Here is a 13,845-nt window from a genome sequence, read left to right on the forward strand (position 1 = left end):
ATCCTGTGGGGCCGATCCAACCCGTCACGAGCATCCATTTCAACGATCTCTTCCACGCTGCGAACTCTCCTATCCTAGTCATGGTTCTTTGCCATGGGAATGGGGAGATCCGTAAACGCCCGGGCCGGTCACATCCAGCCGGGCAAGAAAGGAAGAAGCCGCGTCGTATCCCACCCGAATGAGGGCCTCGCCGCGGGAAAAGTCGTAAGCGGGTACATCCTGCGGGCATGGGGCGGGAAGATAGAGGACGGTCGTTTCCGGATCCAAGCCGGAAAGAAGCCCCGTGACCTGGCGATGCAACATCAGGGAAAAGGCATGGAGGGCGTTGTCCACAAACCCGCAGGGGCATTCCCGGATGTGACAGGCAAATCCCACGTCGAACACCACGAGGGTGCGTGGACCGAACCGTTGGGCGGGCACGATGGGCACGTGGGCTGAAACGGAGCCGTCCACGTAAAGCACGGATCCGATGGTCACGGGGGGAAAGACCACCGGAATGGCGACGCTGGCCAGAAGATGACGGCGCAGATCCCCCGACGTGAAGACTTCCGTCTTTCCCGTGAAGTAGTCCGTTGCCACCACACCCAGTGTGGCCTGAAGACCCTCGTAGGAAAGCGGCGCATGGGCCGCGATGAGCCTTTCCAGGGCTTCTCCGGAAGCCAGGGAGATCCGGCGAAAGACCACATGAAAAAGGCGGCGGGGTGTGAACCTCCCGAACACGTCTTCCTTTCTGAGATTTCGCCAGATCCGGCCCAGTTCTTCCACCCTGCGGATCGAAATGTCCTTGGCGAGAAAGGCCGCGTTCAGCGCCCCGGCGGAACTTCCCAGCAGGTGATCCGGCCGGTTGCCCGATTCGAGCACGGCTCGAAGCATGCCCACCTGGACCGCCCCCAGGGAAACGCCGCCGGAAAAGACGAACGCGATGGGTCTTGGTAAGTCGGCGGGGGAAAAGGCCATCGGGTTTTCCATCTCTTCTGGAGAAAAGATTTCAGAGGGAGGCTGACAGCTCGGGCTGATGAGAACCTAACAGTCATGGCGGCCCTTCCGCCACCCCTCATGGATGAAAGAGTGGGCCGGGGCAAGGACCTTCCTTTCCATTTGCGTCTATTTGCGTTCATTCGCGGTTCTTCACATTCAATGACCGCTCTAGCGGCGCAGGAGGAAGGCGGCCAGGGCGTCCTTGTCCGCCTCGGGAAGATCGGCGAAGGCGGGCATGGCCCCGTAGGGTGTATTCAGTTGGGCCTTGATGTTTTCCACCGTCGCTGAGCGCTTGCTGGAAGGCAGGATGCCCCGTTGCGCCAAGCCGCCAAGACCCGGCCCGATCTTGGTTTCCTCCTTGTCGCTGTAGTGGCAGTCGGCGCACTCTTCGACGAAGAGAGTTTGTCCCGAAGCCGCCCGCCCTTCGGCGGGAGGACGAAGGGCCGTGCGCCCGGATGCCGTCAGATGGACTCCCGCCGACAGGGTGAGGGTCGTCAAGAGCAAAACAAACGACACCAGTCCCAATGGAACCACCAGATGGAAGAGCTTTCGGTAGAACCGCGCGATGCAGATCTTTACGGCCAAGAGCACCACCAGGAGCACCGCCGTCAGGGAATGGACGGCGCCCCTGGAGGTCATCTCGCCTCCCGACGCCCGAAGGATCATGAAGCACAGGACGGAAATCACGATGATCCAGGAAAAGGCGATCCGGCCGGCCGTTTGGTGGATTCGGCGAAGCCTTTGGGCGTCGAAGCGTCTTTCCGGCCGGCCCAGAAGTTCCAGGGCGGTGACGAGCTGGATCACGCCCAGCCCCAGAATGGGCATGGAAAGCCAGGACTTGAGTGTCAGGGAGATCATGGTGTCTCCAACTTGCGCGGCGTCAGAGGGGATCCGTCCGACGCGTCATTTGGCGTGGAGGAAGCGCCAGTCCTTGGTCTTGTGCACGCTGTGGCAGCGGATGCAGCCGTCCACCTTGCCGGCGGCCATCACTTTGCCGTCCGGACCGTACTTGCCCCAAAACCAATCGCCGCCCTCCGGGTTGTATCCCTTCACCTTGTACATAGGGGTGACGGCCATGAGGGTCTTTTGGTCTTTCCCGTAGTTTTCCTTGACGATGATGGCCCCTTCGGGCATGGGCCGGCCTTCCTTGGCCGCTTCGTAGGCGATGTCGTTCACGTAGACCTTGAGGTAGGCTCCGTGGGGACTCTGCCCGGGGTAGATCCCCTCCTTGCCCGGGAAAAACTTCCATTGGGTGTAATCGTTTTGCCGGGTGATGTAGGTCCAGAACTCGCCGGGGTCCGTGCCGGGAAGGTCGGCCGCCGTAAGAGCGCCCACCGTCCCCAGCGCGAAACAAAACGCCAGGCTGACGATGATTCTGTTGCGCCGCATGTCAAACCTCCTTATGGGCAAGCGCTTTTCGGCGGGAGGCGAATTGTGATGTGGGCCGACCCGGGCGGTTCTCCGGAGAGGGATCGCCCGGGCGCAGGCCTCCCGCCCACGGGCGGACTACTCTTCGATGAGGATCGCTCCCGGGGCGCATTCCTCCGCCGCCTGCCGGACCTTGGCTTCCAGATGCGCCGGGACGGTGTCCACCAGCACCCTGGAAACCAGTTTGTCTTCATCATACTGGAACACCTCGGGGCAGACGGTGTTGCAATTGCGATCGCCCATGCAAAGATCGTAGTCAATCCGAACCTTCATGATGCGCCTCCCTTGTGGATGGAAAGGTTGGAATACTTCCGTAAGAGCTAGCATGCCGGCCACGCGTCGACAAGGACTCGAGGCATGGTGTCCTCAAGAGCACCGCCCCGGCTTGTCGTGAGCGATTCTGCATGTTACGTGGCCCGAAGAGCCTTTCGACCGAAAACCCCCTCGATCGGCGTGCAACCGAAGAAAAGGAGAGTCGTGATGCCGCGTGTGCCCATCGAAATCACCTCACCGGTGGAATACCTGTCCATCCTCAAGGAAGACGGAACGCTGGACAAGGCCTTGGAACCGGAAATTCCCGAAGATCTTCTCCTGCGCCTCTACCGCACCATGGTCCTGGGGCGCCTTTTGGACGAACGGATGCTCCAGCTCCAGCGCCAGGGAAGAATCGGCACCTTCGCGCCCATCAAGGGGCAGGAGGCGGCCCAGCTGGGGGCCGTGGCCGCCCTGGATCCGGGCGACTGGGTGGTTCCCTGCTTCCGGGAGACGGCGGCCCAGCTTTGGCGCGGGACGCCCATGGAAAACATCCTCCTCTATTTCGGCGGCTACGAGGAAGGAGGGCGCATTCCGGACGATCAGAAGACCCTTCCCGTGGCCATCCCGGTGGCTTCCCAGCTGCTGCATGCCGTGGGCCTGGGCTGGGCCGCCCGTTATCGGAAGACGGGTGAGGTAGCCATGACTTTTTTCGGGGACGGTGCCACGTCCGAGGGCGACTTCCACGAGGCGCTCAATTGCGCCGCCGTTTTTCAAACGCCCACCGTGTTCGTCTGCCAGAACAACCAGTGGGCCATTTCCGTGCCCCTTTCCCGCCAGACCCGCTCCAAGACGCTGGCCCAGAAGGCGGTGGCCTACGAAATGCCGGGGATCCGGGTGGACGGAAACGACGTGCTGGCCGTTTACGCAGCGGCCCGCGAGGCGGTGGAGCGTGCCCGGGCGGGGGAGGGGCCCACCTTCCTGGAATGCGTCACCTATCGGCTGGCCATGCACACCACGGCCGATGATCCCACCAAGTACCGGAGCGAAGAGGAGGTGGCCCTGTGGGCTCAAAAGGACCCCATTCCGCGCTTCCAAAAGTACCTGTTGGAAAAGGGGATCTTGACGCAGGAAAAGGTGGAGGAGAACGCTGCCTGGGCCGGGGAGGCCATCGGCAAGGCGGTGGACCGCTACGAGGCCATGCGGGGCGAACTGGGCGATCCGCTGGAGATGTTCGAACACCATTTTGAGACGCTTCCGCCCACGCTCCAGGAACAGCGGGAGGAGCTGAAGAGAACCCTGGAAGCCGAAAGGATGGAGTCGCACGATGCCTAAGATGACCATGGTTCAGGCACTCAACCTGGCGCTCCGCCAGGAGATGGAGCAAGACGACCGCGTGGTGGTGCTGGGAGAAGACGTGGGGCGCGACGGCGGCGTCTTTCGGGTCACGGACGGTTTGATCGACCGATTCGGCGAGGACCGGGTGCTGGACACTCCCTTGGCGGAATCGGCCATCGCGGGGATGTCCATCGGCATGGCCGTACACGGGCTTCGCCCGGTCTGCGAGATCCAGTTTTCCGGCTTTTCGTACCTTAACTTCCACCAGATCGAATGCCACGCTTCGCGCCTCCGGTGGCGCTCCCGGGGCCGATTCACCGTGCCCATGGTGCTTCGAACGCCCTACGGAGGCGGCGTGCGGGCGCTGGAGCACCATTCCGAAAGCCGTGAGGCCTTCTACGCCCACATGCCGGGCCTCAAGATGGTGATCCCTTCGGGGCCGCGAAACGCCCGGGCTCTTTTGGTGAGCGCCATCCGGGACCCGGATCCCGTAATCTTCTTCGAACCTAAGGCGGTCTACAGGGCGTTTCGCGAAGAAGTTCCCGAAAAGGAGGAGACCTTGCCCATCGGCCGGTCGGAGTTGGTGCGCGAGGGCCGGCACGTGACCCTCATCACCTACGGCGCCATGGTGCGGCCCACGCTGGAAGCGGCGGCGCAGCTCAGCGAAAAGGACGGCATCGAGGCGGAAGTCATCGACCTGCTCACGCTGGCTCCTCTGGATGACACGCTGTTCACGGCATCGGCCCGGAAGACGGGGCGCGTGGTGGTGGTGCACGAGGCGCCCCGCAGCTACGGACCGGGGGCGGAAATCGTGGCGAGGCTCGTGGAAAAGGCCTTTTATCACCTGGAAGCCCCCGTTCGGCGCCCCACGGGCTACGACTTGATCTTTCCCTTGTTTTCCCGGGAACAGGCCTATCTGCCCAATGCGGCGAGGATCGCACGCGCGGTGAAGGAAACGCTGGCCGTCGAGGCCTAAGGGGGAGGAGCGAAGCGATGGGACGGACCTTTCGGCTTCCGGATTTGGGTGAAGGCATTCATGAGGGGGAAATCATCGACGTGCTGGTTTCCGTGGGCGAGACCGTCACGGAGGGCCAGGTGATTCTCATCGTGGAAACGGACAAGGCCGCGGTGGAGATTCCATCTCCCTTTACCGGCGTTGTGGAAGCGGTCCATGTAAAGGCCGGGCAGGTGGTGCACGTGGGGGATCCGCTGCTCGCGGTGGCGGGGGAGGAAGAAGAACGGGAAGCGAAGCCGGAAAGAAGGGCGGAGGCGACAGCGCCGGAACCGGCTCCGGAAAAAGCGGAAAAAGAGGAAGGGGTCCCGCGGGAGGCGGAACTTCCGGTGGCGGCGTCTCCGAGCACGCGCAAGCTGGCACGCCAACTGGGGGTGGATCTGCGAGCGGTGAAGGGAACGGGACCCGAGGGAAGGGTGACGGCCGAGGACGTGCGTCGGGCGGCGGATCGGGCGAAGGCGCCCGCCGCGCCGGTTGAGCCGTCAGCCGCCCGGGAGCCCTCCCCGGCCGAAAGGGAGGGTGTGGAGCCGGGGGCCGGCGCGGCCCGGGAGCTCCGCCCCTCGGAGGTCCGGGAAAGGGTGCCCCTCAAGTCGGTTCGCCGCTCCATCGCCAGGCGCATGGCTCTTTCCTGGAAGATTCCCCACGTTTCCCACCATGACCTGGCGGACATCACCGACCTGGAAAGGCTTCGCCGCGAGGTGCTCGAGTCCCCGGCCCTGGAGGGCGTGCATCTCACCCTCACGGCCTTTCTCGTGAAGGCGGCGGGGGCCGCTCTCCGGAAATTTCCCTCTTTCAACGCCTCGCTGGACGAAGAGGCGGAAGAGATCCTTATCTACCGGTCCATCCATGTGGGTGTGGCCATGGACACCCCGAGGGGCCTGGTGGTGCCGGTGATCCGCGATGTGGAGGGAAAAAGCCTTCGGGAGGTGGCCGAGGAGTTGGAGGAGCTGGGCGGAAAGGCGCAGGAGGCCCGCCTGAGCCCCGCAGATATCCGGGACGGGACCTTCACGGTCACAAACATCGGGTCGTTGGGCGGCCGGGGGTTCACCCCGCTCATCCACCCGCCCCAGGTGGCCATCCTGGGTGCCGGCCGTGCCTCGCTGGAACCGGTGGTGAAGGGAACCCTGGAAGACCATCGGATGGAGGTCCGGCTGATGCTTCCCCTGGTGCTGGCCTTCGACCACCGCGTGGTGGATGGAGCCGACGGCGCCCGTTTTCTCAACCACTTGAAGGCGCTCCTGGAAGATCCCAAGCTGCTCTTGGTATCCATGTGAGGAACGTGGGGAGAGACGAGGATTATCTGCGAGAAGGGCTCGGCGGCTCAAGATGCCTGGGGACTTCCGTTGTCTTCGTAACGGGAAGGGGCCATCGCGGCGAAGCCCGCTCCAGTAAAGGACCGAAAGCACTGTTCTTTCACATTATCCCTCATCACGGACGGCCCGCGACAACGAAGGATGAAACGCACCTTCGGAAAGCAGGTCGCCGTAGGGGCGAATGATTATTCGCCCCTACGGGCCGTGCGCACGAACAGGACAAGGTCGCGTTGCAGATCAATCGGATGCGCGAGACCTCTATGGGCTCACGCCAAGCCGCCAAAGCCCTATTTTTTCACATGTCCATTTTCGTCCGTTGGTGTTCATTCGCGGTTCTCTTTCATGTCCATCATCGGTGAACGGAACAGGCCGGATGCGCGCTGCGCGTAGGAAGGAGGAGAGAATTTCATGGTCATGGGGGAGTTGACGCAGGAAACCGAAGTGGCCGTCATCGGAGGAGGTCCGGGCGGGTACGCCGCGGCCTTTCGGGCGGCGGATTTGGGCCTGGAGGTGACCCTGATCGAAGCCGAAGCCCGGCTGGGCGGAACGTGCCTCCTTCGCGGGTGCATCCCGTCCAAGGCCCTGCTGCAGACGGCGGAGATCGTCTGGGACGCGCTCCACGCGTCGGAACGCGGTGTGGACTTTCGGCCGCCGCAAGTGGATCTCCACAAGCTGAGGAGTTGGAAGGAGTCCGTTGTGGACAAGCTGTGCGGCGGCCTTTCCAAGCTGGCGCAGCGGCGGGGCGTCCAGGTGCTCAAGGCCCGGGCGGTTTTTGAAGACGAGCGCACCCTGCGCCTGGACGGATCGGACGTCACCCATCTTAAGTTCCGCCATGCCGTGGTGGCCACCGGGTCGGAGCCGGCGGCCCTTCCAGACGCTGCCTTTCGGGTGGGCGGGCGCATCATGGATTCCTCGGCGGCGCTGGACCTGGACGACCTGCCGCAGCGGCTGCTGGTCATCGGCGGCGGCTACATCGGGCTGGAGCTGGGAAGCGCCTATGCCGTCCTGGGGAGCCGGGTGACCCTCGTTCACCGGGGAGAAAGGCTTCTGGGCGGCGTGGATCCGGACCTCACGCGCCCTCTCGAAAAGCGGCTCGCCCAGGTGTTCGAAAAGATCCACCTGCAAAGCGAGGCGACGGAGATCAGCGAAGAAGAGGACGGTGTGGCCGTGACGCTTCGGACGCCGGATGGCCCGGTTCAAGACCGCTTCCACAAGGTCCTGGTGGCGGTGGGACGAAGGCCGCGAAGCGCCGGGCTGGGGTTGGAGGCCGCAGGCGTTCGGATCGGTGCCAGGGGATACATCGAAACCGATGAACAATGCCGCACATCGGTTCCCACCATCTTTGCCGTGGGGGATGTGGCGGGGGATCCCATGCTGGCCCACAAGGCCATGCGGGAAGGAAAGGTGGCCGCGGAAGCCATCGCCGGACTGCCGTCGGCCTACGACGTCCGGGCCGTTCCGGCCGTGGTCTACACGGACCCGCAGGTGGCCTGGGCGGGATTGACGGAGACGGAGGCCAGGCAGAAGGGCCTTCGGGTCAAGGTGGCACGCTTTCCGTGGGGGGCTTCCGGCCGGGCGCTCACCATGGAAGCCGCCGAAGGCCTGACCAAGATGGTCCTGGACCCGGATTCGGGAAGGGTCCTGGGCATGGGGATCGTGGGTCGAGGCGCCGAAACCCTCATCGCCGAAGGGGTGCTGGCCATCGAAATGGCGGCCACGGCCGAGGACGTGGCACTGTCGATCCACGCCCATCCCACGCTGTCGGAAACGGAAGGGGAAGCCGCCGAGGTCTTTCTGGGCAGCGCCACGCATCTTTTTGTACCCGGTCCATAGGAGGAGAAGATGGAGACAAGGATTCTCGTGGTCTACTATTCGCTCTACGGCCATGTGTATCAGATGGCGGAAGCCGCCGCGGAGGGGGCTCGACGTGTTCCCGATACCGAAGTGCTGATCCGGAGGGTGCCGGAAACGCTTCCCCCGGAGGTGATCGAAAAGATGGGGGCCGTGGAGAGTCTGCGCCGCCAGGAGCACGTGCCGGTGTGCACGGTGGAGGAACTGGCGGAGGCGGACGGGATCATCTTCGGAACCCCCACGCGGTTCGGCAACATGTGCGGCCAGATGCGCCAGTTTCTGGATTCCACCGGCGGACTGTGGGCCCGGGGTGCCCTGGTGGGCAAGGTGGGCAGCGTCCTGGCCAGTTCCAACACCCAGCACGGCGGGCAGGAAGCCACCATCCTGACGTTCCACGTAACCCTCCTTCACCACGGCATGGTGGTGGTGGGACTTCCCTACACGTTCGCAGGGCAGATGACGGACGAGGAGGTTTCCGGATGTTCGCCGTACGGGGCTTCCACCGTCGCGGGCCGTGAAGGCCGTCGTCTTCCCAGCTCCAACGAGCTGGAAGGGGCCCGGTTCCAAGGCGAACACGTGGCCCGAATCGCCGCCAAGCTCAAAGCCCGTTAACGAGGATCGGAGCGACCTCTTATCTTCATGGGCGCTTCTTGACGTTCGCTGGCGTTTTCTCTCTCATGAACCCTCTGTGGGAGCGGGGCGGGGTCTATCCCCCCGCTCATCCCGCTGGGGTGAGAAAACCCGACGGAGAGAACGCTCCATTTCAGGACAGGGAAGGTCCCCGGCGGATCCTGTGCCGATGGGGGAAGGGAGGAGACGACATGGCGCGGAAAGGAGGGTCCTTGCCCAAGGATGTGGCGGAACATCTGAAAAACCTTTTCGACAAGCTGCCGTACGAGGTGGCCATCCATGCCTTTTCCGATAGGAGGCATCCCGAGATGCGGGAGGCCGTGGAGACCTTCGTCTCCATGTTCAAGGACCTGTCCCGCAAGGTTCGAGTGATGCACCGGGACGTGGCCGACCCCGAAGCGGCCCACTTTCATGTGGATCGCACCCCCATGCTCCTTTTCTGCCCGGATCGCTACCGGGTCCGCTATCTGGGGCTGCCTCTGGGGGAGGAAGGCCGAACGCTGGTGGAGACCATCCTCCACATGGGTACCGCCACCGACGGATTGAGCGACCAGTCCCGGAAGGTTCTCTCCCGGCTGGAAGGAGAGCGACGGATCAAGGTGTTTGTGAGCGCCACCTGCCCCTACTGCCCTCAGCAGGCGGTCAATGCCGTCAAGGCCGCGGTGGCTCGGCCTCAGGCCGTTTCCGTGGATATCGTGGATATCGAGTTCAACCCCGATTTGGCCGATGCCTATGAGGCCTTCAGCGTGCCGCAGGTGGTGGCCAACGAGGTGCTTATCGCCCAGGGGGCCCAGCCGGAGGAGCTCTTCATGGCTTCTCTGGTGAAGCTGGAACCCCAGACCATCTTCATCCCGGACAGCGACGCGGAAGAAGTGGAAACGGACCTCGTCATCGTGGGCGGAGGTCCCGCCGGTTTGACGGCGGGCATTTACGCCGTGCGCAGCGGGCTGCGCGCCGCCGTGGTGGAGCGCGGCAACCTGGGAGGTCAGGTGGCCACGACCCCCATGGTGGAAAACTATCCGGGGTTGAGCCGCGTGCCCGGGAAAACGCTGGTGGACATCATGGTGTCCCACGCGCTGGAATACGTGGAAATCTTTCCCAATGAAGAAGTGGTGGAAGTGCGTCCCAACGGACGGCTGGAAGTGGTCACCACCAGGCGGCGGTTCACGGCCCGCGCGGTGCTTCTCGCCACGGGGGCCTCCTATCGCCGGCTGGGAGTGCCGGGGGAAGACCGGCTGGCGGGTCGCGGAGTGAGCTACTGCAGCACCTGCGACGGACCGCTCTACCGGGGCAAAAAGGCCGTGGTGGTGGGGGGCGGCAACAGCGCCGTGACGGAAGCGTTGCATCTGCATCACATCGGGGTGGAGGTGGCCTTGGTGCACCGGCGCGATTCCTTGCGCGCCCAGGAACATCTGGTGAAGGCGCTGGAAGGTGCCGAAATCCCGGTTCTTTGGAACACGGAGGTGCAGGAAATCGTGGGCGGGCGCTTCGTGGAAGCCGTGCTCCTTAAGAACAACAAGACCGGAGAAACCTTTACCCGCGAAACGGACGCCGTCTTTGTGGCCATCGGCTACGTGGCGGAAACCACCCTGGCCAAAAAGCTGGGCCTCCCGCTCACCCCCGACGGGTTCGTTCGGCACGACGGGTCGCACCGAACCGCCATTCCGGGCGTCTACACGGCGGGAGACGTGGAGGGGGGCTACCGGCAGATCGTGACGGCCACGGCAGCCGGGGCGGCGGCAGCCATGACCATCTTCGAAGATCTTTCGAACCCCTATTGGACGCGGGAGCACTCCGCGGCGGGATAGGGGACGCGGGGCCGGACGAGCCGCCGAGCGGAATGTTGCACGCCTCAGGGCGCAGAGCCGTATGAACGGTGAGACTTGAACACGGTGAGCCAATGCCTTTAGGAAACGGTCTTGGCGTGTGAGGGCGGTTCCCGGACCGCCCCCACATGCATGCCGGAAATGGGGTTGCAGGCGCGGGAGGACGCTGTCGCCCCTGTAAACCGCCGGGCGATCAGGAACCGTCGCCTCCGCTGCTGGGCCGAACCACGAGAACCGGCACCTTGGCGTTCTTCACCACCCTCTCGGCCACGCTGCCGAAGGGGAAGTGGCCCTTGAGACCATGGCTCGTCAGCACCACCAGATCAATGCCTTTGTTTTCAACGGTCTCGAGAATCTTTTTGGCGGGATCGCCGCCTTCCACGAGCCGCTCAAAACGCGGACACCCCTGGAGACGCTCCCTGCAGATCCTGTCGAGGCGCTCCGTGGCCTCCCGTACGATCCACTTGTGAAACTCTTCCAAGTGCTTCCTGCCCCACTCCCCGTACCACGGCTCATGACCGCTCATGTCCTCGACCACGTAGAGCAAGACCACTTCCGCACCGTACTTTGCGGATAGATCCAAAACATAGTCCAGAGCCGCTGCGGAGCTCTTGGACAAATCCGTGGGCCATAAGATTTTGGAGACTTTCATGATGGGCCCTCCTTTTCGCTCGATGGGTTTTACTTAACGCTAATGCACTCGGAAGGGATGCACAAGCAGGGACCGCTTTGGTGATTCGGGCACCCCAATCCGCAACTTCGGAGGTCGGCAAGATGGTCCGGAAGTCCAAAAGGAGAAACACCAGGCATGGGGAAGGTCAAGGGGCTCACCCCTTGCCGAGGCCCCGACCAGAGGCTCGGGAACGGGCGCTGGAAGTGGTGTTGAAAGCCGATACGGCGGGTACGTGTGAGGCGGTCAAAGGTCTATTGGAACGTTTGTCAAAAGCGGGTCGGGAGGTGAGGGTGATCCGAAGCGCGCCCGGCGAGGTCACCAAGAACGACGTGCTCCTGGCCGCTACGGCGGGGAAGCTGGTCGTGGGTTTTCAAGTTGGAGTTTCTCCGAAGGTGGAAGAAGCGGCGCGCACCATGGGGGTCGAAATACTGACCTCGGATGTGGTTCACGAGCTGGAAGCCGCCGTCTTAAAGCGAGTTCAGAGCCCAAGGAAAAAGGATGCAGGGGAAGAAGACCTGGTGGGACAGGGCAGGATCATCGGCTGCGAGATCACCCAGGGGCGTTTCGTGGTGGGACGGCCGTTTCGGGTTATCTCGGCCATGGGCCCTGTATATGAAGGGATGATTCAATCCATGCAGATGGACCGGCGCCCGGTGCAGGAAGCAGGGGTTGGAGCTCAAGTGGGGATCAAGATCGCCGACTGGAACAGGGCCAGAGAGGGTGACCTGGTGGAAGTCTTCACAAGAAGGCGTTAGCTCCTGCCTCCACGTAGAAAAAGCTCCCCGGCCACCGGGTTGACTCCAGAGGCCCGAGCGACCATCCGAAGCCCACAACACTTAAGGATGCGGGTGCCGGCGTCCCGCGCCGGCTAACGGGAAGAGGATCATGTGCCTGGAAGGGAGGAACAGGAACAGGCTGCACGGGTTGGTCCCGAGGCCTGCCAACGGGCGCGGATCTTTCGGGCCCCCAAGGGCAGCAGGTAGAGGGCTAGGAGGAGGGCTGCGGACAAGGGCTCCCAAAGACCCCGGGAATGATGGACGGCGGCAAGCTCCGATGCCGCCACCGGAATGTTGAAGGTCTCGAACACCAGGTTCGTGATCCAGCCCATGAAAAGCGTGCAGGAAGCCACGGAAGCGAGATAGACGGCGGTGACGGCCTTTCCCCAGAAGCGCCCCAGCACCGTGAGGGTGGCGGTGTTGGTGGCGGGACCCGCCAGAAGAAAGACCAGGGCCGCCCCGGGAGAGAGCCCTTTGAGGATCAGGGCCGCGGCGACGGGCGTGGAAGCGCTGGCGCAGATGTAAAGGGGGATTCCCACTGCGAGCATGAGAAGCAGAGACCAGCCTTCGTGGGCGGTGAGAAATCGGGTGACGTCCTGCGGCAGAAGCGCCGCGATCACGCCGGAGAGCAGAATCCCCAAAAAGAGCCAACCGCCCAAATCCTGCAGGAGATCGGAAAAGCCGTAGAGCATGCCCTGGACCACGCGTCTTCCCAAAGACGGCTGGGAACCTTGGTGGGCCGCATGGGGGTCGGTCTGGGGGGCGTCAGGCAAGGGCGGGCGGGAAGGTGCCTCGGCCGGATCGGACTGGGGGAGCAGGTTCACGAGCATCCCCGTCACCGTGGCGGTGACGAAAGCGGCCAGCGGCCTTAGAACGGCCAGAACCGGTCCCAGGAGGACGTAGGAGAGGGCGATGGAGTCCACTCCCGTTTCCGGCACCGAGACAAGAAAGGCCGTGGAAGGTCCCTTTCCCGCGCCGCGTTTTCTGAGATCCATGGCCACCGGAAGGACGCCGCAGGAACAGAGGGGCAGCGGGATGCCCAGAAGGGAAGCCTTCACAACGGCCGCCGTGCTGTGCCCTCCCAAGTGCCGAAGAATCCTCTCTTCGGGTAGAAAGACCTTGACCAGGCCCGCCGCCCACAGACCAAAGAGGATGAACGGAGCCGACTCCGCGAGGATGGCCCAGCTGTTTCCAACGATCTTCAACAGGATGGGGAAAACGGCTTGCGACATGCTTGTGCTTTCTTCCGGGGGAAAGAGTTCACTCTTCGGCCACGTGCTCCAAACCCTCACGGAACAGGTGGCGTACGTGATCATCGTCCAGGGAGTAGAAGGCCATCTTGCCTTCCCGGCGCACCTTCACCAGCCGGGCGACGCGCAGCAGGCGGAGCTGGTGGGACACGGCCGACTGGGAGGCGGAAATGGCGGCCGCCAGGTCGCACACGCAGAGTTCCCCGTGCTGGAGGGCGCTCAGGATGCGCACCCGCGTGGGGTCGGCCAGCACCTTGAAAAGCTCCGCAAGGCGTTCCGCGGTCCCTTCGGACACCATCCGGGTTCGGGCGCGATCCACCTTTTCCGGGTGGATGCAGACGACGGAGCACACATCCACATGCATAAAACCCTCCTCATATGACCACATGTTCATGTGATATGTACCGGACTCGCCCCCTCGTGTCAAGCCCGCCCGGCTGGGATTTTAACGAAGGCCTCCCCGGGCTGGGCCCCCGCCGCGGGAAGGGGTGGGCGTGCCGGAGCCGATAGTCACGGCG

General features: G+C 63.6%; 14 protein-coding genes. 7 read left to right on the top strand and 7 right to left on the bottom strand.

The window, feature by feature from the left end; translation table 11 throughout:
- Positions 1-78: 78 nt before the first annotated feature.
- The 4 genes from BUB04_RS01315 to BUB04_RS01330 all read right to left on the bottom strand — a co-directional run bounded on the left by BUB04_RS01315 (position 79) and on the right by BUB04_RS01330 (position 2,679).
- Complete coding sequence (locus BUB04_RS01315) at positions 79-957, bottom strand: patatin-like phospholipase family protein (protein ID WP_073036217.1); 879 nt, start codon at positions 955-957, stop codon at positions 79-81.
- A gap of 189 nt (positions 958-1,146) precedes the next feature.
- Positions 1,147-1,836, bottom strand: a complete 690-nt coding sequence (locus tag BUB04_RS01320) for a DUF6529 family protein (RefSeq protein ID WP_073036219.1) — start codon at positions 1,834-1,836, stop codon at positions 1,147-1,149.
- A gap of 45 nt (positions 1,837-1,881) precedes the next feature.
- The gene (locus tag BUB04_RS01325; protein ID WP_073036221.1) at positions 1,882-2,367 is read right to left on the bottom strand and encodes a cytochrome P460 family protein; all 486 of its coding nucleotides are present in this window, start codon (positions 2,365-2,367) and stop codon (positions 1,882-1,884) included.
- A 117-nt stretch (positions 2,368-2,484) separates the two neighbouring features.
- Positions 2,485-2,679 (bottom strand): ferredoxin, encoded by a 195-nt coding sequence (locus BUB04_RS01330; protein ID WP_073036222.1) that lies wholly within the window; start codon positions 2,677-2,679, stop codon positions 2,485-2,487.
- Between the two features lie 207 nt (positions 2,680-2,886).
- On the opposite strand from BUB04_RS01330, the gene pdhA reads away from it, so the two are divergent.
- The 6 genes from pdhA to BUB04_RS01360 all read left to right on the top strand — a co-directional run bounded on the left by pdhA (position 2,887) and on the right by BUB04_RS01360 (position 10,610).
- Positions 2,887-3,993: a pyruvate dehydrogenase (acetyl-transferring) E1 component subunit alpha gene (pdhA, locus tag BUB04_RS01335; protein WP_073036224.1), complete on the top strand. Its 1,107-nt coding sequence runs from the start codon at positions 2,887-2,889 to the stop codon at positions 3,991-3,993.
- Positions 3,986-4,972, top strand: coding sequence for an alpha-ketoacid dehydrogenase subunit beta (locus tag BUB04_RS01340; RefSeq protein ID WP_073036226.1), 987 nt, complete (start codon positions 3,986-3,988; stop codon positions 4,970-4,972). The genes pdhA and BUB04_RS01340 overlap by 8 nt, the downstream gene beginning before the upstream one ends.
- Before the next feature lie 17 nt (positions 4,973-4,989).
- The gene (locus BUB04_RS01345; RefSeq protein ID WP_073036227.1) at positions 4,990-6,282 is read left to right on the top strand and encodes a dihydrolipoamide acetyltransferase family protein; all 1,293 of its coding nucleotides are present in this window, start codon (positions 4,990-4,992) and stop codon (positions 6,280-6,282) included.
- A gap of 453 nt (positions 6,283-6,735) precedes the next feature.
- Positions 6,736-8,154: a dihydrolipoyl dehydrogenase gene (gene lpdA, locus BUB04_RS01350; protein WP_073036491.1), complete on the top strand. Its 1,419-nt coding sequence runs from the start codon at positions 6,736-6,738 to the stop codon at positions 8,152-8,154.
- A gap of 9 nt (positions 8,155-8,163) precedes the next feature.
- Positions 8,164-8,784 (top strand): NAD(P)H:quinone oxidoreductase, encoded by a 621-nt coding sequence (gene wrbA / locus BUB04_RS01355; protein ID WP_073036229.1) that lies wholly within the window; start codon positions 8,164-8,166, stop codon positions 8,782-8,784.
- A 209-nt stretch (positions 8,785-8,993) separates the two neighbouring features.
- Positions 8,994-10,610 (top strand): FAD-dependent oxidoreductase, encoded by a 1,617-nt coding sequence (locus BUB04_RS01360; RefSeq protein WP_073036231.1) that lies wholly within the window; start codon positions 8,994-8,996, stop codon positions 10,608-10,610.
- A 211-nt stretch (positions 10,611-10,821) separates the two neighbouring features.
- On the opposite strand, the gene BUB04_RS01365 is transcribed toward BUB04_RS01360, so the two are convergent.
- Positions 10,822-11,280, bottom strand: coding sequence for a universal stress protein (locus tag BUB04_RS01365; RefSeq protein WP_073036233.1), 459 nt, complete (start codon positions 11,278-11,280; stop codon positions 10,822-10,824).
- A 122-nt stretch (positions 11,281-11,402) separates the two neighbouring features.
- Between BUB04_RS01365 and BUB04_RS01370 the strand changes: the two genes are divergently transcribed.
- Complete coding sequence (locus BUB04_RS01370) at positions 11,403-12,056, top strand: translation initiation factor IF-2 (protein WP_084075852.1); 654 nt, start codon at positions 11,403-11,405, stop codon at positions 12,054-12,056.
- Positions 12,057-12,184: 128 nt separating this feature from the next.
- Here BUB04_RS01370 and BUB04_RS01375 read toward each other — a convergent pair whose 3' ends face one another.
- Positions 12,185-13,309 carry an SO_0444 family Cu/Zn efflux transporter gene (locus tag BUB04_RS01375; RefSeq protein ID WP_073036236.1) on the bottom strand — a complete coding sequence of 375 codons (1,125 nt, stop codon included), beginning with the start codon at positions 13,307-13,309 and terminating at the stop codon, positions 12,185-12,187.
- Between the two features lie 28 nt (positions 13,310-13,337).
- Positions 13,338-13,691 carry an ArsR/SmtB family transcription factor gene (locus BUB04_RS01380; protein WP_073036237.1) on the bottom strand — a complete coding sequence of 118 codons (354 nt, stop codon included), beginning with the start codon at positions 13,689-13,691 and terminating at the stop codon, positions 13,338-13,340.
- Between the last annotated feature and the right edge of the window lie 154 nt (positions 13,692-13,845).

The sequence above is a fragment of the Desulfacinum infernum DSM 9756 genome, from assembly GCF_900129305.1.
Taxonomy (GTDB): Bacteria; Desulfobacterota; Syntrophobacteria; order Syntrophobacterales; family DSM-9756; genus Desulfacinum; species Desulfacinum infernum.

Coding starts and splice junctions, on each gene's coding strand:
- BUB04_RS01315 (WP_073036217.1), bottom strand. CDS start 957: ATGGCCTTTTCCCCCGCCGACTTACCAAGACCCATCGCGTTCGTCTTT.
- BUB04_RS01320 (WP_073036219.1), bottom strand. CDS start 1,836: ATGATCTCCCTGACACTCAAGTCCTGGCTTTCCATGCCCATTCTGGGG.
- BUB04_RS01325 (WP_073036221.1), bottom strand. CDS start 2,367: ATGCGGCGCAACAGAATCATCGTCAGCCTGGCGTTTTGTTTCGCGCTG.
- BUB04_RS01330 (WP_073036222.1), bottom strand. CDS start 2,679: ATGAAGGTTCGGATTGACTACGATCTTTGCATGGGCGATCGCAATTGC.
- pdhA (WP_073036224.1), top strand. CDS start 2,887: ATGCCGCGTGTGCCCATCGAAATCACCTCACCGGTGGAATACCTGTCC.
- BUB04_RS01340 (WP_073036226.1), top strand. CDS start 3,986: ATGCCTAAGATGACCATGGTTCAGGCACTCAACCTGGCGCTCCGCCAG.
- BUB04_RS01345 (WP_073036227.1), top strand. CDS start 4,990: ATGGGACGGACCTTTCGGCTTCCGGATTTGGGTGAAGGCATTCATGAG.
- lpdA (WP_073036491.1), top strand. CDS start 6,736: ATGGGGGAGTTGACGCAGGAAACCGAAGTGGCCGTCATCGGAGGAGGT.
- wrbA (WP_073036229.1), top strand. CDS start 8,164: ATGGAGACAAGGATTCTCGTGGTCTACTATTCGCTCTACGGCCATGTG.
- BUB04_RS01360 (WP_073036231.1), top strand. CDS start 8,994: ATGGCGCGGAAAGGAGGGTCCTTGCCCAAGGATGTGGCGGAACATCTG.
- BUB04_RS01365 (WP_073036233.1), bottom strand. CDS start 11,280: ATGAAAGTCTCCAAAATCTTATGGCCCACGGATTTGTCCAAGAGCTCC.
- BUB04_RS01370 (WP_084075852.1), top strand. CDS start 11,403: ATGGTCCGGAAGTCCAAAAGGAGAAACACCAGGCATGGGGAAGGTCAA.
- BUB04_RS01375 (WP_073036236.1), bottom strand. CDS start 13,309: ATGTCGCAAGCCGTTTTCCCCATCCTGTTGAAGATCGTTGGAAACAGC.
- BUB04_RS01380 (WP_073036237.1), bottom strand. CDS start 13,691: ATGCATGTGGATGTGTGCTCCGTCGTCTGCATCCACCCGGAAAAGGTG.